This window comes from Gluconobacter sp. ESL1110, assembly GCF_058107395.1.
In genome coordinates this window covers 337,167-355,549 of sequence record NZ_JBYLUK010000007.1, presented here as the reverse complement: position 1 = coordinate 355,549, position 18,383 = coordinate 337,167, and the positions used below count along the sequence as shown (strand labels likewise).

Here is an 18,383-nt window from a genome sequence, read left to right as displayed (position 1 = left end):
TCCGTCAAACCCCTTGCGGGGAAAGAACGGCTTCAGGCACGTCTGTAAACGAGATCCCGGGCCAGCCAGCACCCAACGCGAAGCGCATTTACACCTGCGGCATCCCGCTGGAAAGCCAGCGTCCAGTCTCCCGGGGCGGTATGATCCAGAGCGCGCGGGCAGGGCAGAACCCACACATCCTTCGCCAGTCTCTGGAGTGGCTCCATACGTCCATTTCCGAGAATGCCTGAGAAACCGCCGTAAACGACACCATTTGTCAGTGTGATGGTGACTTCTGCCTCATCCAGCTCTTCGCAGCGATAGACACCTTCAAGAGCGTCAACATCCTCGCCCGGCGTTTCATCACACGCTGTTAGAATACCAACCCGGTTTTCACCGGGGCGCTCCATGCGAACTTCGTCGCCCTGACGCACCACACGGACGGTCTGCGTTTCTGCCCGTGAAGGAGCAACGCCTTCCAGCATTTCAGGAACCATCAGATAGCGAAGCTGCGCACCACCCGGTGCTGGTTCGATTCGGGCAGACAGGCCCGTTTCCTGTTCAAGATACGTCCCGTAAAGTTCAAGTGGCTGCTGGGTCGTCCGCTCTGGCTCATAAGGAACACCAAGGGCGGCGGCCAAAATCTGCGCCGCAGCCACCTGAGCAGGTGCCATGTGATTGAACATCACCACCACGGACAGCCGCTCTGATGCCACATGCAGCCGGTGAGAGCGCCAGCCTCGCAGGGCGCCGCCATGCATCGTCACATCCCGCCCGAACATGGAGGTGCGCTGCAGCCCAAAACCATAGGGGGCAGTTGCACCATCCAGAAAGGTCACCGGGCTTGTGAGGCGATTGTAAAGCCCGTCCGGATCGTCACGGGTGGCGTCAATGAAGCGCTCCCAGGCAATCATGTCATCCAGCGAGGCGCCCAGTCCGGCATCGCCTGTCCACAGAACATTGTTGATCGCAGGTCGGAAGCCGCTTTCAACAGTGCCTTCATAGCCGACCGTCCCGTCCGGCATGGCGCGGGTCTCGGCCGCCAGAATGGCACGTTCCATACCGGCAGGATTGAACACGGACGTCTGAAGCAGTTCCGCAAAGCTCCGTCCCGTCCGGTCTTCCAGAATATCGGACAACAGGCGGAAGTTCTGGTTCACATAGGAGTAGGACGTGCCTGGCTGAAACTGGAGTGTGCGTGTTCCATCAATAACGCGGCGCGCTTCCCGGTCTCCGAAGTCTCCTTCAATCGGGGCTCCATGCAGCATCGCCACGGCCCAGTAATCCCGCAGGCCTGACTGGTTGTGTGCCAGATGCAGTGCGCCCGGAGCAGGCTCATCAAGCTGGGGCAGGCGGTCATCCACATCCCCATCCAGTTCCGTGGGGTCCTGAAAAAGATCCAGCATCACACCGCAGGTAAACTGCTTGGTGATCGAGCACATGCGGAACAGGGTAGAGGGCGTGAACGGAAGCCGCCGCTCCGCATTGGCGTATCCCCAGGTGTGGTGCACCAGAACTTCGCCGTTCTTTACAACGGCAACAGCGCCGCCGGGGCCGGGATAGCGGGCAGGAATGGCGGAGACGGCCGCCTCGAGACGGGCTGAAAAAGAGTTGCTCATGAAGCGATGATGGCCTCATCCGATCTTGCCGTAAATGCCTACTTGGCAGCATACTCCCTCTCTATGGAGGACATTCCAACCGCTCCCGATTTCAAGGTGTTGCGTGAAACGGCTCTGGCTCATCTGGCCCGTTTCGCCGCAACCGAACACGGCCTGCGCCAGATGCTGGACCGGCGTCTGCGCCGCTGGGCAACACGTGCTGTTCGAGCCGGTCTGCCTGAAGAAGATGCTGAAGCGACGATCGCTTCCCTGCGTCCTGCCGTAGATGATGTCGTTTCCGCCATGACAGAACTGGGCGCAGTGGATGATGCCGGATTTGCACGCTCCCGCGCCCTGAACCTGACGCGCACCGGACGCTCCCGCCGCGCCGTCGCTGCCCATCTGGCGACCAAAGGTGTCGATCAGAACGTGACACAGGACGCGCTCAACGAATCGCTGGGCGAACGATCAGACGATTCCGCCCATGAGGCTGAACTCGCTGCAGCACTCGTTCTGGCGCGCAAGCGTCGTGTTGGGCCTTTCTCTCGTCCTGACCGACCGCAGGAAGACCCGATGCGTGTCATGGGAATCTTCGCACGCAATGGATTTTCGCGGGACGTCGTGCAGGCAGCCCTGGAAATGGACCCTGAGCAAGCAGAAGACCGGATCATCGCATTCCGGAGCCGCCCGTGAAGAAACTTGCGCTCTGCCTGCTCTTATCCCTCACGGCCTGTGGCGGGAGCCGCGAATTCAGCCGCGCCAGTTTCAATGGTCCCCTCCAGTGCGCACCTTATGCCCGCTCCCGAACTGGCCTCCAGCTTCGGGGAGACGCAGCCTCATGGTGGCGTCAGTCCGCCGGGCACTACGCCCGCAGTCATAGTCCCATAGCGGGCTCGGTTCTGGTCTTCCGCGCGACGTCGCGCGTACCCAGCGGACACGTTTCCATCGTGCGGCGACAGATTTCTTCACGCACGATCCTTGTGGATCATGCTAACTGGGAGCCGGGACGTATTGATCGGAATGTCCCCATCACGGATGTTTCACCTGATCATGACTGGACGCTCGTTCGCGTCTGGTGGGCACCCATTCACGGCCTGGGGCGCAGGGCCTATCCAACCTATGGCTTCGTTTCGGCCTCCGGTCCGGATGATGCGTCCTGAGCGAACGCTTGCACAAACGCCCAAGCCTTGCCACATGAAGGTGTAGCCTTGGCTTTTCGGAGTAATACATTATGGGCAGCATGAGCCCCGTTCACTGGCTGATCCTGGCGGTCGTCCTGCTCGTCGTGTTTGGCGGCGGTGGAAAGATCAGCGGCCTGATGGGAGACTTCGCGAAGGGAATCAAATCCTTCAAGAAGAACATGGGCGAAGATGAGAACATGACGCCGGCTGAAAACAGCCAGCCGCCGGGTCACATCTCGCCCCCCAACCAGTCGCCCGGTTACAGCCAGACGACTACCAACAGCGATACGCACCGTACGCAGGTCTGATGTTGAACACGACGTCTGATACGGCATGGACCGAGGCTGCCCGGAAAATTGTCCGGGCAGGCCAACGGATGGATCAGCGCGGCTGGGTCCCGGCTACGGCTGGCAACCTGTCCGTGCGTCTGGACGATGGCCGCATCGCCATCACACGTTCTGGCGGCCACAAGGGCTTCCTGACGGAACAGGACGTGATTCAGATCACCCCTGAAGGCGTGCCGCTTGATCCCGCGAACCGAGCCAGCGCAGAGACTTTGCTGCACACACAGCTCTACGCGCATGACCCATCAATCGGTGCCGTGCTGCACGGTCATTCCGTCGCGGCCACCATCCTGTCCATGGATGAGCCAACAGACGCCATCACACTGGCAGGTTATGAGGTTCTAAAGGCCTTTGAAGGCCAGACGACCCATGAGACCAGCCTGGATCTGCCCCTGTTTCACAACGATCAGGATATTGCCCGGCTTGCGACAGTTGTTGCTCCGAAGCTGCCGGAAATGCGTCTGGGCTACCTGATCCGCGGACACGGTGTTTACGTCTGGGGCAAGGACATGTTCACGGCTCTCGCACGTCTTGAGGGCCTGGAGTTCCTGCTCGCCTGTCATCTCGCCCGTCTTCAGAAGGCACGCTGAACCATGAGCAGACTGACCGTCTATCGGGACGATGCTCCCGACACGATCCTTCTGGACGTAACGTCTCCCGGCGAAATCGCGGAGACGCTGCGCCCGCACAACATCCGTTTCGAACGCTGGGCAGCACCTGTTACGCCCCCCAAGGATGCGACGACGGATGAAGTGCTGGCCGCCTACCGCCCGTATCTTGATACGCTGATGGGCGAGACAGGCGCAGGCAGTGCGGATGTCGTACGGATCAACGCCTCCACACCCAATCTGCCGGAACTGCGCCAGAAGTTCCTCTCCGAACATACGCATAGTGAAGATGAAGTCCGGTTCTTCGTGCACGGTCAGGGCGCGTTTGTCCTGCATATTCATGGCCGGATCTATTCCGTCCTGTGCACCGCCGGAGACCTGATCTCCGTGCCGGAAGGCATCCCGCACTGGTTCGATGCCGGCCCGTCGCCTGATGTGGTCGCCCTGCGTGTCTTCACCGATACGACCGGCTGGATTGCCAAATATACTGGGGACGACATTGCCGAGCGCTTCCCCGCAGATGTCTCACCGGCCTCCTGAAAGCCCACTATGATCCGTCTCGTCCTGCTTGATATCGAAGGCACAACCCTGCCGATCTCTTTCGTGCGGGATGTCATGTTCCCTTACGCGGCCAAAGCGCTTCCAGCCCTGATTGAAGACCATACGAACCCGCAGGTCGTAGGCGCACGGGCAGATATTGCGATCTCCCATCCCGGCGAGGACCCGCTGAAGGTCTGCCAGGACTGGATGGCAAAGGACGAGAAAGCCGCCCCGCTTAAGACGTTGCAGGGCATCACATGGCGGCAGGGCTTCGAAGATGGCACCCTCCGGGCGGATCTTTACAAAGACGTGCCACCAGCCCTGAAAGCATGGTCCAAAGGTGGCCTGCGTCTGGCAGTGTATTCTTCGGGCTCCGTTCCATCCCAGAAGCTTCTGTACGGCTATACGGAACAAGGCGATCTGACGTCTCTGTTCGATGGTTTTTTCGATTTGTCGACAGGCGGCAAGAAAGATGCGGCGTCCTATACAAAAATCGCTACAGCCTGCGCTTTGAAGCCAGAAGAAATTCTTTTCCTGTCCGATATCGGCGCAGAACTGGACGCTGCGAAAGAGGCTGGACTTCAGATCTGCCAGCTTGTGCGCCCGCAGGACAAAACCTTCCCTTACGAGGGTGTACCTCACGCGGCTGATCTGAACGACGTCACACAGAAGTTCAGTCTCCCCACATGACCCTGCATACGGACTGGCGATCCATACCAGACAGCGCGCGCGGAACAGTCGCGGCCCTCGGCAACTTTGATGGTGTCCATCGCGGGCATGTTCATTTGCTGCATGCTCTGCGCGCTGCCCGCCCGGATCATCCGCTGTCGGTCGTCACGTTCGACCCGCACCCAAGAGAACTGTTCCGTCCGCAGGACCCTCCCTGTCGCCTGATGCTCCCGTCTGTCCGGGCGCAGACGCTGGAAGAGCAGGGCGTCTCTGAAGTTTTCCAGATTCCGTTCGATGAAGCTTTTTCACATCTAAGTGCTGAAGCCTTCGTAGAGGATATTCTGCTCCGCCATCTGGGTGTTGTGCATGTTGCCTGCGGGGCGGATTTTGCTTTCGGGCACCGTCGGACAGGGAATACGGAGACTCTGGAAGCTCTTCTGTCCCCCCACGGGGTGGGACTGATGATCGTGCCTCAGCTTACCGATGAAGGTGGCCCCATTTCTTCCAGCAGAATCCGCCGGTTGCTTCAGGAAGGCTATCCTGAACGGGCAGCTCAGGAGTTGGGAAGACCCTGGTCCATTGTCGGTCCCGTCATACACGGGGACCAGAGAGGCCGTCTTCTCGGTTTCCCAACGGCCAATATCCCTCTCGGGCAGCATCTTGAACCCGCTCGGGGCGTCTATGCGGTTCGCGCGACCTTGCCTGACGGACGCATCATTCCTGGCGTGGCCAATCTTGGCCGCCGGCCAACGATCAATGATGGCCAGGAAAGTCGGCTGGAAGCACATCTGTTCGACTTCTCAGAAGACCTTTACGGCAAGACTCTCAGCGTTGCTCTGATCGCCCTGCTGCGTGAAGAAAAGCGCTTTTCCGGTTTGGATGAACTTAAAGCTCGGATCACTCAGGACGTCGAGGAGGCTCGGGCTCTCCTATCCGCTTGATTTGCGCGTCGTCATGATACTGCTCCAGAAAGCCGCTTCTCATTTCGAGAGCGGCTTTCTTTTTTGCGCTCTCCCACTTAGCTCAAGCCTCCGTGGCAAATATGTCACTTAATTTCTATATTATGATTTAATGTGTAAATAATGCCATTCTCCATATTGCGAATAATTCGCATTATCTCTCTAAGGAAATCGCTTTTATCCTCACGACAGGATCCTGATGCGATGTCCTCGAAACACTCTAACCGCCCTCTGGGGGCAGTTTCCCTCGCGGCAAGCCTAACTCTGGTCTGTTCTGCGGCCCACGCCCAGAGCGGTTCGCCACATCATAAAGTCAAGCATCCGCAAGGACGTCGCCATCAGGCTGTTGTGCCTCCTGCATCTCAGAAAACCCAACCTGAACCCGTTGTGCAAAAGCCGGTCTCCACGCAGACGAACAGCATCGAAGCCGCTGCTGCCGAGACAGAGCATCTGCATGTTGTCGGTTCTCCCATGAACATTCTGCAATCGCCCGTCGGCATCAGCCGCATGCCTCAGGACGTTCTGCATACACCGCAAACCATCAACGTGGTCCCCAAAGCCTTGATGGAGCAGCAGAACGTCAAATCCCTGGATGAAGCCCTGCGGAATGTCCCGGGCATCACAGCGTCTGTTGGAGAGGGCGAGGGCGGAATGGCGGGAGACCAGTTCCTGATCCGCGGTTTTCAGGCCCAGAACGACATCTACGAGAATGGATTGCGTGATTTCGGCGTCTACACACGCGATAGCTTCGATTACGACCATATCACTGTCATCAAGGGGCCATCTTCGGAAGTCTTCGGCAACGGTACGACCGGCGGCGCCATCAATATCACCACAAAAGTCGCGCATCTGGGGGACAGCTACGGTGCCAGCCTTTCAGGTGGATCTGGCGACTATGCGCGTGGAACGCTCGATTTCAACAAGCAAATTGGTGAGTCCACAGCCATCCGCATTACCGGCATGGGAAACGAGAACAATACGGTTGGCCGGAACGATGTTTATTCCCACCGGTGGGGCATAGCGCCCTCCATTGCCTTTGGCCTCGGAAAGCGAACGACGTTTACGCTCGAATATTTCCACCAGACCGATAACCGTATTCCGGATTACGGCGTTCCTGTGATTACAAAACCGGGAACAGCCATTGCGAAGCCCGCTACAGAATATGGCCTGAACCGAAACAACTGGTATGGAACGAGTTATGATCAGGATGTCTCGAACGTGGACATGCTGACCGGCCGCCTCAAGTTCGATCTCAGCAAATATATCACCCTGTACAATGATTTACGCGGCGGATTGTACAGTCGATATTTCTCAGCCTCCCAGCCGGGCTGCGACACGACCTGCGCGGCTGAATTTTTCACAAATCCGGCTGCGGCCCAGATCAATCGTCGCGGACATCTGGGCGGCCCAGAACCTTATCAGCAGAATGACTGGTCCGTGCAGGATGTATTTTCCGGTGTCGCAAAGTTCTCGACCTGGCGCCTGCGTCACGAGATCATTGCCGGTGTGGATATCGAGCATGTGTATGACCGGCGCACGAACCAAGCCTATAATTTCAATGGCCAGAACGGCACGCAGAAAGACACCACAAGCCTGCTTCACCCATCGTCCACACAATCGGGTTTGCTGCTTGGGTCGGTCGGCCAGTATAGCGGAAACCTCGTCAATATTTCCGGTGTCGGACATGCGCTGTACAAGACAGGTGACGCCACCGATGTTGGCGCGTTCTTCTCTGACCAGATCTGGCTGACGTCCTGGTTCTCCGTACGAGGCGGCTTCCGCTGGGATCACTGGGACAGCCACTACTCAGCAAACGGCGGAACGACCGGGGCAGGTGTGTCTTATGGGCAGACGCAGGATACTTTCAATCCGACCGTTAGCCTCATGTACACGCCGACCAGTAACATCATGGTCTATTTCAACTGGGCACAATCCACGACCCCTATGGGCCTGTATGTGACCAACAGTTCCGAGCCTCTAAAATCCTCCACGCAGGGATTTAGCCCGGAGCGCAGCAGCCTTTATGAACTTGGCGCCAAATATAATGCGTTTCAGGGGCGTATGGGATTCGCAGCCTCGGTGTTCCGTCTTGAAAAGGGGAATGCCCTCATGACGGACGCCTCTACAGGCACCGTTTCCTCATCCAGCGACAGTCAGCGCAATCAGGGCGTCGAACTCAGTGTTTCAGGCGAAATCCTGAAGAACTGGACCATGATCGGCACCTACGCCTACTACGATGCGACCACCGTCAGTTCCCTGACGGCAGCAAACGTGGGCAAGCGGATCCAGTATGCTCCCAAGAATTCCGCGACCATTTGGTCCACCTATACAATCGCGCCCAACAAGCCTTGGAACCTTACCTTCGGCGGTGGGCTAACATGGCGTGACGGGGTATGGCTCAACGCGGCCAATACAGCGCGCGTGCCTGCAACGATGGAGTGGGATGCTGTCATTTCCCATAATTTTGGCAAGCACTGGCGTATCGCCATGAACGGTTACAACCTCGATAACCGTCTCAACTACAGCAATCTTTTTTCGGATCGTGCGACGCCGTCTGTCGGTCGCTCGTTCCTCGCGAATATTTCCGCAACATACTGATCTGAAACATCAGGCCCGTTCATGCCGGCCTGATAACCGAACGGTTAGGGCGCGGGAACACCAAGTTCCTGCAGCCGTCTTTGAACGCGGGTTTCCAGCGCCGTATCGCGCTTTTCCCCTAACAAAACGAGCTTCTGGTTCATCGCGAGCAGAATGTCAGACGTGGCATCCACAACAGCCTTGCGCCACCAGTCCAGAGCCTCATCAATCTTACCCGCATCCGCCAGTGCCGTCGCGAAATTATGCTGTCCCCGGTAATCCCCGCCTTCAGCGGACTTCCGATACCAGTCCAGAGCCGCTGCACGATCCTGCGATACAACCCAGCCCTCCTCCAGAAAGCGCGCATACAGGTTCATGGACTTTGCATGGCCGTTCTGTGCAGCCGTTCGGAACAGATCGAGTGCCTTAGGCAGATCCTGAGGCTGACCGATCCCGCGCATGGTCAGAATACCCAGATTGTATCGGCCCCACTCATCCCCGGCTTTGGCCGCTTCTTCATAACAGCGTGCCGCTTCCGTCAGATCCTGGTCGCATCCCCATCCAAACTGGAAGCAACGGCCTCGCATGTTATGGCCCGGCCCAAACCCTGCTGTTGCAGCAATCGTAAACCATTCCAGCGCACCAGCCGGATCTTTTGGAACATACACACTGTCCAGCAGAACCTGCCCCCACTGCACAATTTCCAGATGATGCCCTTTCAGGGCTTTCTGCCGGATGTCCTCAATATTTTCTGGCAGGGACGGAACGGGAATTGGCTCTTTCCGAAGCGGAAAAAATTTTCTGAAAACACGCTTCATGTCGAACCCGCCCATGCCAGCCGAAGCAGAGAATACTGCAAACTCAGTGTATCCTCTGCGTCAGGTCTGGCAAAGCCGACATCAGGTTAAAGCGCGCTGGGGCCAGTCGTGGCTGGAACAACCTGCTGGATGTCAAAACCATCCTGTTTCAGCAGAGCCGGAAGACCTTTGGGTCCCGCCATGTGCAAGGAACCAACGGCAATGAACAGGGATTTCCCGGATTCGTGCAGCGACAGAATTTTCCGTGCCATCTCAATGTTCCGGTCATCCAGAAGGCGCTTGGTTTCGGCCCGCTCTTTGGGGGTGCGAAGGCATTTGCACCATGCATCGTAGTGCTGAAGCTGTGCCATATCGCTTTGTCCCCATATCTCGACGATGCGTTTCTCATCCGTGCGAGCCTCGCCAGAAGAGATATTTTTGATGGTAGTATCAATGAAATCGTCTTCATCGGCCTGATTGGCAGCAATGACCAGATCGCGTTGGGTTTGGGCCTCTTCCAGCGCAATGAGATCTTTCTTCATGCCCCCTGCTATGCCCTGAATCACAAGATCAGCAGCATAGTCCGGATAATATCCGTCCACACGCCCCACGGCTGTACTCAACCCGGCTGCCTCCAGCCCTACAGCCGTTTTCGAGAAATTGGCGACTGGCAGGCACAGCGTTTCTGCCAGATCATCCAGCTTCTTTTTCCGCCCCGTCTGGATCAGATGTTGCAGGCGGTCCGGATCTTCTGGTTTGCGCAACGTCGCGAGCGTTGCCGGGTCCTGAAGATTCAGTTCCAGAGCAACGACATTACTCTTTACCATGGCCATACGTGTCAGGGGGCCGGGGAGCATCCATTCCTGTCGGGAGGCATGAATGGTCCCATAGAGCCAGGAAGAATGACCATCTTTCATGATTTTCCAGAGAAAGCCACGATCCTGCGCTGTCATCAAAAGGTGCAGGAGTTCAGACTTTGGGGGGACGGAGGCCGGTGCGGGGCAGTGCGACGCCTGAGCCATTGCCTGCATGGGAACCGCAAAAAGAAGGGCGGCCAGCCAAAGTCTTTTCATCAGAATGCTTTCAACGCAGAAATAATACGGTTTGAAGCCCACCATGACTGCCCTGCCAAAACAATCCAGCGGAAAGTTTTTTTCACGGAACTGCCGCATTCGCCATGAAATACGCTGAAAAAGCGTCTCCGGCACACATAAAGACGTCTTTCCGCCGTTTGGAAGCAGAGGTTTCCTGCGAGAAGACTTGACCGCATCCCCGCCCAATCTCCATATGGTCCCCCTTATTTTGTGTGAATGACCAAAGTTGGCCCGTCCCATGTCCGACAAGTCCGATACGACCTTTAAAGAACAGCAGGATCGCTATCGCGACACCGTGTTCCTGCCGCGCACCAGCTTCCCTATGCGGGGCGGCTTGCCGAAGCGCGAGCCTGAAACGCTGGCCCGCTGGGCCGCCATGGACCTGGACGGCAAGATCCGTGAGGAAGGGAAGGGACGCCCGGTCTTCACGCTGCATGACGGACCGCCCTACGCCAACGGGCACATTCACATTGGCCATGCGCTCAACAAGGTGATGAAAGACGTCATCAACCGCGCGCATCGTATGTCTGGTTTCGAAGTCCGCTATCAGCCGGGCTGGGACTGTCATGGTCTGCCGATCGAATGGCGGATTGAGGAACAGTATCGCAAGGCCGGCAAGGACAAGGATCAGGTGCCCCTGCTCCAGTTCCGCGCGGAATGTCGCCAGTACGCCGCCGAATGGGTGAGCAAGCAGGCGGAAGACTTCAAACGGATCGGCGTTCAGGCGGAATGGGCTAACCGTTACGTCACGATGGACTTCAGCTCCGAAGCCAAAATCGTGGCGGAAATCGGCAAGTTTCTGCTGAACGGTGGTCTGTATCGTGGCCTGCGCCCCGTCATGTGGAGCCCGGTTGAAAAGACCGCCCTGGCCGAAGCCGAGATCGAATACCACGACGTCGACTCCACCACGATCTTCGTCGCGTTCCCGATCCTGAAAGACCCGACCCCCGGCGATGCTCTGGAAGGCGTGTCAGCCGTCATCTGGACCACAACGCCCTGGACCATTCCGGCCAACCGTGCACTGGCTTACGGCCCGGACATCACCTATGTGGTTCTGCGTGCTGACGAGATCACGGAAGCCAGCGTTGTGCCGCAGGGCGCGCGTCTCCTGATCGCGGAGGACCGCGTTGAGGCGTTCTGTGCCGAAACCGGTATCAGTGCTCATCATATCCTCTACACGCTGCCCGGCAGTGCGCTGGAAGGCGCCATCGCCGCTCATCCGCTGCGTGGCCGTGGCTACGAATATGATGTCCCGATGTTGCCGGGCGATTTCGTCACGACAGACGCTGGTACGGGCCTTGTGCACATGGCGCCGTCGCACGGTCAGGATGACTTTATCGTCTGCCGCCAGTTCGGCATCGAAGTGCCGGAACTGGTGCAGGATGACGGTCGCTACGCCTCATGGGTGCCGCATCTCGAGGGTATCCATGTCTTCAAGGCCGCCGATCCGGTCTGCGATCTGCTGACGGAAGCCCGCCAGTCCGCTGAACATGATGACGCCCCTGCAGCCGGCCTGATGGCCCGCAGCAAGATCCGTCATTCCTATCCGCATTCCTGGCGCTCCAAAGCTCCGATCATCTTCCGCGCCACGCCCCAGTGGTTCATTGCGATGGATGGCGAAACCAAGCTGCGCGAGAAAGCCCTCAAGGCGCTTGATCCCGTCACGTTCGTCCCGGAAGCCGCCCGTCGCCGTCTGACCTCCATGGTCGAGCAGCGTCCGGACTGGTGCATCTCTCGTCAGCGCGCCTGGGGCGTGCCGATTGCCGTGTTCGTTGAGAAGCGGAGCGGTGAAGTCCTGCGTGACGCCGAGGTCATGGACCGTATCGTCCAAGCCTTCAACGAAAAAGGCGCGGACGTCTGGTATGATACGGACCCAGCTGTTTTCCTTGGTCCGAACCGTGATCCCGCAGATTACGAGCAGGTCTTCGATATCGTGGATGTCTGGTTCGAATCCGGCTCCTCACACCAGTTCGCGCTGGGGCAGGAAGGCCTGAATTTCCCGGCAGACCTGTATCTTGAAGGCTCTGATCAGCATCGCGGCTGGTTCCAGTCCTCCCTGCTGGAAAGTGTCGGTACCCGCGGCGTCTCTCCTTACAAGGCTGTTGTGACGAACGGCTTCGTGCTGGACGAGCAGGGGCGCAAGATGTCCAAGTCCCTCGGCAACGTCATTGCTCCGGCAGATGTGACGGACTCGCTGGGCGCTGACATCCTGCGGTTGTGGGTTCTGAACTCCGATACCAACGAAGATCTGCGGATCGGTAACGAGATCCTCAAGCAGCAGGGCGAACTCTATCGCCGTCTACGCAACACCCTGCGCTGGCTGCTGGGTGCGCTGGATGGCTTCACGGAAGAGGAAGCTGTTCCTTACGCCGAAATGCCGCCGCTTGAGCAGTATATCCTGCACCGCCTGTCGGAACTGCGTGGCCTGATCAGCAAGGCGGTCGAAACCCATCAATGGGTCGGCGTCTATCCGGCGCTGCACGGTTTCTGCACAACAGATCTGTCGGCATTCTATTTCGACATCCGTAAGGACGCGATTTACTGCGACGCGCCGTCTGACCCAACGCGCCGTGCGGCCCGCACGGTTCTGGACATCCTGCACCGCGCGCTCTGCACATGGCTTGCTCCGGTGCTGGTCTTCACAGCGGAAGAAGCCTGGAACGCCCGTTTCGGTGAAGAAAGCAGCATCCATCTGGAGCAGTTCTTTGAACCGGATGCTGAGTGGAATAACCCGGAACTTGGTGCAAACTGGGACGAAATCCGCGCCTATCGTCGCCTTGTCACGACAGAGCTGGAAACAGCCCGCCGTGACGGTACGATCGGAGCTTCCCTCGAAGCCAGTGTCACTTTGCCGATCTCGCAGGAAGAAGCCGCGTCTCTCACGGGGATCGATTGGGCCGAACTGCTCATCACGTCCCATGCAGAGATCGAGCTTCTACCCGGCGAAACCGTCCATGGCGGCCCGCAGGTTGAGCGTGCGCCCGGCCACAAATGTGCCCGCTGCTGGAAGGTTCTGCCTGATGTTGGCGAAAATGCCGAGCATCCGGCCCTGTGTCGCCGCTGCGTCAGCGTGGTGAGTGCCTGATGTCCCTCTGGCAGGAAGGTATGAGCCGCATGGGGCGGCTCGTTCTTGGGCTCGCCCTGCTGGTTCTGGTCCTGGTTTTGGATCAGGCCAGCAAGGACTGGATTCTCTACGGCTATAATTTGCCAGAGAAAGGGTCCGTCCAGATTCTGCCATTCCTGAACTTCACCATGGTCTGGAACCATGCCGTGACGTTTGGGATGTTCGGCGGTTTGGGTAGAAAAGGCCCGCTGGTGTTCTGCACGGTTTCGCTGCTGGCCGTTGGATTGCTGGTCTGGACCATGACGAAGACCCGCCGCACGCTGGTAGCCGGAGCCTGTGGCGCCATCGCTGGTGGCGCCATCGGTAACGTCATTGACCGCCTGCGCTATGGCGCGGTTGTGGACTTTCTGCACGCGCATGCGTTTGGCTGGTCCTGGTATGTGTTCAACGTGGCGGATGCCGGTATCGTCTGCGGCGTGGCCGTCTGGCTGATCGACTCCCTTCTTGCTGAACGTAACAGTCAGCCGCGCTGAACAAGCGGAGCTTGCCCCCACGCGGCGCGGACTGTAGGACTATCCCATCATGATCGCGTCCCAGGGTCCCTCAATGCGCCGTAACCGTCTTCCAGTTGCCCGTCTCAGCGTACAGATGGGTGCAATCGCTTCATTTGGCCTGATGCTGTCCGGTTGCTCAGGGAGTGATCTGGAGCGCGCCTTCGGCATGGAACGCTACATGCCGGACGAATACACCGTCACGACGCGTGCACCGCTTTCCATGCCGCCCTCAGAGAAGATGCAGCTTCCGGGCGCTGATGATGCCCATCGTCCGGACGAGAGCCCGCGTATGCAGGCACTGGAAACCCTCTCGCCTGATACGGCTCTCCACCCGATTACAGGTGAGAACAGCAGCGGTCAGTCCGCGCTCGTTGGTCAAGCGGACAAGGCCTCCAATGCGCCGAACAATGCGGAACTCGGAGCAGCTGACGCTGGTTTCGTTGATAACCTGATGTTCTGGAAGGGCGGTCAGGCTGGTTCTGTTGTGGATGGAGACGCCGAAAACCGTCGCATTCGTGAGAACTCGGCTCTGGGTCGTAACCCTGCTACAGGCGCCACACCGACGGTCAAGAAAAAGGCCACGCATTTTCTGGGCGTGCTGTAAGACAGCACGTTCCTTCAGGATCGTGAGACACAGTCCTGTCTGAAAAATCGTCAATTCTTCGCCCTGTTATCCGCCGCCTCTCAGGTCATGTCGTTGACCTGATTGCGGCCGGCGAAGTCATCGAACGTCCTGCGGCAGCGCTCAAGGAGCTTGTCGAAAACGCCATTGATGCCGGGGCCACCCGCCTTGTCGTCGCCTTGCGCGCAGGGGGCACAGACCGCATCGACGTGACCGATAATGGTTGCGGCATGACGCCTGAAGAGCTGGAAATGGCTGTTCAGCGTCACTGTACCTCCAAATTGCAGGACGAACGGCTTGTCCAGATCCGTACGCTCGGGTTCCGTGGAGAAGCACTCCCTTCCATCGGCGCCAGTGCCCGGCTGTCCATAACCTCCCGCACGTCTGAGTCCGATACGGCATGGTGTCTCCGTGTCGATGGCGGCATCATCACGCCACCGCAGCCGTCTTCCGGCCCTGTCGGGACGCGGATCGTGGTGACAGACCTCTTTTTTGCCACACCAGCCCGTCGCAAGTTCCTCAAAAGCCCACGGGTCGAGAACAGTCACGCCGAATCCGTCATGCGGCGTCTGGCTCTGAGCGCACCGCAGTGCGCCATGCGGGTTACTCTGGACGACAAGCTTCTGTTCGATCTGCCAGAACAAAGCCCGGTCGCCCGGGCCGCTGCGGTTCTCGATACAACGCCTGACACACTGATTCCGCTGGACGAAGAACGGGGCCATATCCGCCTGTCCGGCTTTGCCTGCGGCCCGGCAAAAACCCGTGCGACCGGATCGGGCCAGTTCATTCTCGTGAATCATCGCCCGGTGACAGACCCTATGCTCCGGACGGCGATCCGTGTCGCCTATCGTCCTGTCATTGAGCGTGGCCGCTTTCCCGTGATGGCGCTCCACCTCAAGGTGCCGCTGGAACGGCTGGACGTGAACGTCCATCCCGCCAAAACGGAACTGCGCTTTGCAGACGAAGCGGAAGTGAAGGCGTTGGTGATTGGCGGACTGGGCCGCGCCCTGGGACATGGTTCCAGCGGTGGCGGCGGTATTCATGCCAGCTTTGGCATCCGTCCTTCGCGCCCGTCCATTTCCTATCCGCCCCGTTTGGACGTGCCGGTCAATCCGCCTGTTCGCGCTGATGCTCCGGCCACACTTCCTTTTGCTGCTCCTTCACTTTCTCGCCCTTCTACTTCATCGATACCGCAGACTGAGCGTTCAGGGTTTGCAGAGCAGGACGCCGGGTTTACCCCTGCCGCGCGTCCGCCCCAGCCTGTTCCAGAACATCTGGACCCAGCCTTTCCGCTGGGGGCCTCCGTCGCACAGGTTTTTGATACCTACATCATTGCCGTCGCTCCGGATGGTGATCTTGTTCTTGTGGATCAGCACGCCGCGCATGAACGTCTGACGCATGAGCGTCTGCGGGAACAATACGCCAGTGGAGCGCTTCGTTCGCAGGCGCTTCTTCTGCCGGAAGTCATTGACCTTCCCCGCCGTGAGGCAGAGGCGCTGCTGGCACGTTCCGAAGACCTGTCCCGACTGGGAATGGATCTGGAGTCTTTCGGACCGGGGAGCGTATTGCTGCGCTCCGTTCCCGCCCTTTTAGGGACGAAGGATGTTCAGGGCCTTCTGCGGGATGTCGCGGATGAACTGGCCAATGACCCAGACCTTGAGGCTGGCAATACGGACAGCTTCTCCAACCGGCTGGACGCTATTCTGGCTCGCATGGCGTGTCATGGCAGTATTCGGGCTGGACGACGCCTGAAACCTGAAGAAATGGATGCGCTCCTGCGGGAAATGGAACGCACGCCCCGCGCCAATACCTGTTCTCATGGTCGTCCAACCTGGTTGAAGCTGACGCGGAGCGAAATCGAGCGACTGTTCGGGCGTATCAAATAGCGGCCATAATCCTCTCTTAATCGTGACATGCGTCTTTGACCTGAGGCATGGACGATACGCGTTGCAGAGGCTTGTTTTGTGGCTTTGCCTTTCGACAGATGTTTACCTCTGAACTCAACACGCCCTGACAGCCCTGTGGTTAATTCTACGGGGTGGTCTGTGGCATAAGGAACATTCCAGACATGTCGACCACGTCCAGCGATAACGCGGCTTTCCTCGACACGCTTCGCTCGGTCGTGGGCCGACGCCACGTTCTCACCAAGCCCAACGCGACATACCGTTTTCGCAAAGGTTACCGTTTCGGTCTTGGAGACGTTCTGGCCGTTCTTCAGCCGGGAAATCTTGTCGAACTCTGGAAAACCTCCAAGCTCTGTGCGGAGAGCGGAAAAATCATCATCATGCAGGCCGCTAATACGGGTCTGACAGGTGGCTCTACGCCGGACGGGAATGATTATGACCGCGAGATCGTCATCATCAGCACGAACCGACTGGATGGTATCCATTTGATCGGTGAGGGCAGGCAGGTTGTTTGTCTGCCAGGCTCCTCCTTGCACGATCTTGAAGAAAAACTTGCCAAGATCGGTCGTGAACCGCATTCCGTGATCGGGTCTTCCTGCATCGGTGCCTCCGTTCTGGGGGGAGTCAGCAACAATTCCGGGGGCGCTCTTGTCCAACGTGGGCCAGCTTTCACGGAAATGGCCCTGTTCGGTCAGATGGGAACAGATGGAAAGCTGCATCTCGTCAATCATCTGGGCATCCGGCTGGACGGTGATCCAGAACAGATCCTGTGCGCCGTGCAGAACGGGCAGTTTCCTGAAAATGCCATCGACTGGAACGCGGGTCGCGGTCATGACGCGGGCTATGCCCAGCACGTCCGGGACGTGGATGCCGAAACCCCAGCGCGCTTCAATGCGGACCCGAACCGCTGGCATGAAGCCGCAGGATGTGCAGGCAAGCTGGTGGTCTTTGCTGTTCGCCTCGATACGTTCAAGGCCAACCGAAACCCGGCCGTGTTCTACATCGGCACCAACAGCACGCATGACCTTGAAGACCTGCGCCGTCATATCCTGACCAGCTTCGATGAATTGCCGATTGCGGGCGAATACATTCATCGCGATGCGTTCAACATCGCCGAGGTGTATGGCAAGGATACAACCGCCATCATTCGCTATATGGGGACGCGATTCCTGCCGACGTTCTTCGGCATGAAATCCCGGTTCGACATTGCCGTGCAGCGTATTCCCGGTATTTCTGGCCATCTGAGCGATCTGCTGCTTCAGGCATTCAGCAAGATCATTCCCAAGCAGCTTCCGGCCCGGATGTGTGAGTTCCGGGACCGCTTCGAACATCATCTGATGCTCAAGGTCTCTGCCGAGCTGGCCGCACCCGTGAAAGCCTATCTGGAAAACTGGCGCTCACAAACGGGAGGGGATTTCTTCGCCTGTACGCCAGAAGAAGGAAAGCTGGCCTTCCTACATCGTTTTGCAGCAGCCGGAGCCGCCATCCGCTATCGGGCCATCCATTCAAAGACGGCAGAAGACATTGTGGCGCTTGATGTGGCACTGCGTCGGAATGATCGGGATTGGTTCGAGACGCTGCCTCAGGACATCGAAGACAAAATCATTGTCAAACTCTATTACGGTCACTTTTTCTGCCATGTGATGCATCAGGATTACGTGGTGAAGAAAGGCTACAATGCCATGGCCGTGGAACATTCCATGTTGCCAGGGCTGGACGCGCGCGGAGCACGTTATCCAGCCGAGCATAACGTCGGTCACCTCTATGACGCACCGGAAGAAATGATAGAGCATTATCGCAGTCTCGATCCCTGCAACTGCTTCAATCCTGGCATTGGCAAGGCGACCAAAAAGCGGAACTGGGTCGCTGAAAGCGTCTGAGCAGAATGCCCCT

At 58.3% G+C, this 18,383-nt stretch carries 16 protein-coding genes; 13 read left to right on the top strand and 3 right to left on the bottom strand.

Features of this window, described 5'->3' with window-relative positions; all coding sequences use genetic code 11:
• Positions 1 to 32 precede the first annotated feature (32 nt).
• On the bottom strand, positions 33 to 1,598 hold the full coding sequence (locus tag AC3B6F_RS05620; RefSeq protein WP_489823648.1) for a D-aminopeptidase: 1,566 nt from the start codon (positions 1,596 to 1,598) through the stop codon (positions 33 to 35).
• A 63-nt stretch (positions 1,599 to 1,661) separates the two neighbouring features.
• Between AC3B6F_RS05620 and AC3B6F_RS05615 the strand changes: the two genes are divergently transcribed.
• The 8 genes from AC3B6F_RS05615 to AC3B6F_RS05580 all read left to right on the top strand — a co-directional run bounded on the left by AC3B6F_RS05615 (position 1,662) and on the right by AC3B6F_RS05580 (position 8,476).
• A complete protein-coding gene (locus AC3B6F_RS05615; RefSeq protein WP_489823992.1) occupies positions 1,662 to 2,270 on the top strand; it encodes a regulatory protein RecX in 609 nt (202 codons plus the stop codon).
• Positions 2,267 to 2,737, top strand: coding sequence for a CHAP domain-containing protein (locus AC3B6F_RS05610; protein WP_061930569.1), 471 nt, complete (start codon positions 2,267 to 2,269; stop codon positions 2,735 to 2,737). The genes AC3B6F_RS05615 and AC3B6F_RS05610 overlap by 4 nt, the downstream gene beginning before the upstream one ends.
• Positions 2,738 to 2,808: 71 nt before the next feature.
• Entirely contained in the window at positions 2,809 to 3,066 is a 258-nt protein-coding gene (locus AC3B6F_RS05605) for a twin-arginine translocase TatA/TatE family subunit (RefSeq protein ID WP_023944515.1), read from the top strand.
• On the top strand, positions 3,066 to 3,692 hold the full coding sequence (locus AC3B6F_RS05600; protein WP_489823647.1) for a methylthioribulose 1-phosphate dehydratase: 627 nt from the start codon (positions 3,066 to 3,068) through the stop codon (positions 3,690 to 3,692). Before AC3B6F_RS05605 ends, AC3B6F_RS05600 begins: the two co-directional genes overlap by 1 nt.
• A gap of 3 nt (positions 3,693 to 3,695) precedes the next feature.
• Positions 3,696 to 4,250, top strand: coding sequence for a 1,2-dihydroxy-3-keto-5-methylthiopentene dioxygenase (locus AC3B6F_RS05595; protein ID WP_062016411.1), 555 nt, complete (start codon positions 3,696 to 3,698; stop codon positions 4,248 to 4,250).
• Between the two features lie 9 nt (positions 4,251 to 4,259).
• Positions 4,260 to 4,940: an acireductone synthase gene (gene mtnC / locus AC3B6F_RS05590; protein WP_489823646.1), complete on the top strand. Its 681-nt coding sequence runs from the start codon at positions 4,260 to 4,262 to the stop codon at positions 4,938 to 4,940.
• A complete protein-coding gene (locus AC3B6F_RS05585; protein WP_489823645.1) occupies positions 4,937 to 5,860 on the top strand; it encodes a bifunctional riboflavin kinase/FAD synthetase in 924 nt (307 codons plus the stop codon). The genes mtnC and AC3B6F_RS05585 overlap by 4 nt, the downstream gene beginning before the upstream one ends.
• A 222-nt stretch (positions 5,861 to 6,082) precedes the next feature.
• On the top strand, positions 6,083 to 8,476 hold the full coding sequence (locus tag AC3B6F_RS05580; RefSeq protein ID WP_211569190.1) for a TonB-dependent receptor: 2,394 nt from the start codon (positions 6,083 to 6,085) through the stop codon (positions 8,474 to 8,476).
• Between the two features lie 44 nt (positions 8,477 to 8,520).
• Here AC3B6F_RS05580 and AC3B6F_RS05575 read toward each other — a convergent pair whose 3' ends face one another.
• Positions 8,521 to 9,273, bottom strand: a complete 753-nt coding sequence (locus AC3B6F_RS05575; RefSeq protein WP_489823644.1) for a tetratricopeptide repeat protein — start codon at positions 9,271 to 9,273, stop codon at positions 8,521 to 8,523.
• Between the two features lie 86 nt (positions 9,274 to 9,359).
• Positions 9,360 to 10,325: a TraB/GumN family protein gene (locus tag AC3B6F_RS05570; RefSeq protein WP_489823643.1), complete on the bottom strand. Its 966-nt coding sequence runs from the start codon at positions 10,323 to 10,325 to the stop codon at positions 9,360 to 9,362.
• A 259-nt stretch (positions 10,326 to 10,584) separates the two neighbouring features.
• On the opposite strand from AC3B6F_RS05570, the gene ileS reads away from it, so the two are divergent.
• The 5 genes from ileS to dld all read left to right on the top strand — a co-directional run bounded on the left by ileS (position 10,585) and on the right by dld (position 18,370).
• The gene (ileS, locus tag AC3B6F_RS05565; RefSeq protein ID WP_489823642.1) at positions 10,585 to 13,431 is read left to right on the top strand and encodes an isoleucine--tRNA ligase; all 2,847 of its coding nucleotides are present in this window, start codon (positions 10,585 to 10,587) and stop codon (positions 13,429 to 13,431) included.
• Complete coding sequence (gene lspA / locus AC3B6F_RS05560; protein ID WP_211569186.1) at positions 13,431 to 13,943, top strand: signal peptidase II; 513 nt, start codon at positions 13,431 to 13,433, stop codon at positions 13,941 to 13,943. Before ileS ends, lspA begins: the two co-directional genes overlap by 1 nt.
• 49 nt (positions 13,944 to 13,992) lie before the next feature.
• Positions 13,993 to 14,568, top strand: a complete 576-nt coding sequence (locus AC3B6F_RS05555; RefSeq protein ID WP_062504067.1) for a DUF3035 domain-containing protein — start codon at positions 13,993 to 13,995, stop codon at positions 14,566 to 14,568.
• 35 nt (positions 14,569 to 14,603) lie between these two features.
• Positions 14,604 to 16,472, top strand: a complete 1,869-nt coding sequence (gene mutL / locus AC3B6F_RS05550) for a DNA mismatch repair endonuclease MutL (RefSeq protein WP_489823991.1) — start codon at positions 14,604 to 14,606, stop codon at positions 16,470 to 16,472.
• 182 nt (positions 16,473 to 16,654) lie between these two features.
• Positions 16,655 to 18,370, top strand: a complete 1,716-nt coding sequence (dld, locus tag AC3B6F_RS05545; RefSeq protein WP_489823641.1) for a D-lactate dehydrogenase — start codon at positions 16,655 to 16,657, stop codon at positions 18,368 to 18,370.
• Positions 18,371 to 18,383: the final 13 nt, after the last annotated feature.

Bases quoted from the DNA above. Each gene is read 5' to 3' on its own strand.
- AC3B6F_RS05575 (WP_489823644.1), bottom strand. From the start codon at position 9,273: ATGAAGCGTGTTTTCAGAAAATTTTTTCCGCTTCGGAAAGAGCCAATT.
- AC3B6F_RS05555 (WP_062504067.1), top strand. From the start codon at position 13,993: ATGATCGCGTCCCAGGGTCCCTCAATGCGCCGTAACCGTCTTCCAGTT.
- AC3B6F_RS05585 (WP_489823645.1), top strand. From the start codon at position 4,937: ATGACCCTGCATACGGACTGGCGATCCATACCAGACAGCGCGCGCGGA.
- mtnC (WP_489823646.1), top strand. From the start codon at position 4,260: ATGATCCGTCTCGTCCTGCTTGATATCGAAGGCACAACCCTGCCGATC.
- lspA (WP_211569186.1), top strand. From the start codon at position 13,431: ATGTCCCTCTGGCAGGAAGGTATGAGCCGCATGGGGCGGCTCGTTCTT.
- AC3B6F_RS05620 (WP_489823648.1), bottom strand. From the start codon at position 1,598: ATGAGCAACTCTTTTTCAGCCCGTCTCGAGGCGGCCGTCTCCGCCATT.
- AC3B6F_RS05605 (WP_023944515.1), top strand. From the start codon at position 2,809: ATGGGCAGCATGAGCCCCGTTCACTGGCTGATCCTGGCGGTCGTCCTG.
- AC3B6F_RS05595 (WP_062016411.1), top strand. From the start codon at position 3,696: ATGAGCAGACTGACCGTCTATCGGGACGATGCTCCCGACACGATCCTT.
- AC3B6F_RS05600 (WP_489823647.1), top strand. From the start codon at position 3,066: ATGTTGAACACGACGTCTGATACGGCATGGACCGAGGCTGCCCGGAAA.
- AC3B6F_RS05615 (WP_489823992.1), top strand. From the start codon at position 1,662: ATGGAGGACATTCCAACCGCTCCCGATTTCAAGGTGTTGCGTGAAACG.
- AC3B6F_RS05580 (WP_211569190.1), top strand. From the start codon at position 6,083: ATGTCCTCGAAACACTCTAACCGCCCTCTGGGGGCAGTTTCCCTCGCG.
- ileS (WP_489823642.1), top strand. From the start codon at position 10,585: ATGTCCGACAAGTCCGATACGACCTTTAAAGAACAGCAGGATCGCTAT.
- AC3B6F_RS05570 (WP_489823643.1), bottom strand. From the start codon at position 10,325: ATGAAAAGACTTTGGCTGGCCGCCCTTCTTTTTGCGGTTCCCATGCAG.
- dld (WP_489823641.1), top strand. From the start codon at position 16,655: ATGTCGACCACGTCCAGCGATAACGCGGCTTTCCTCGACACGCTTCGC.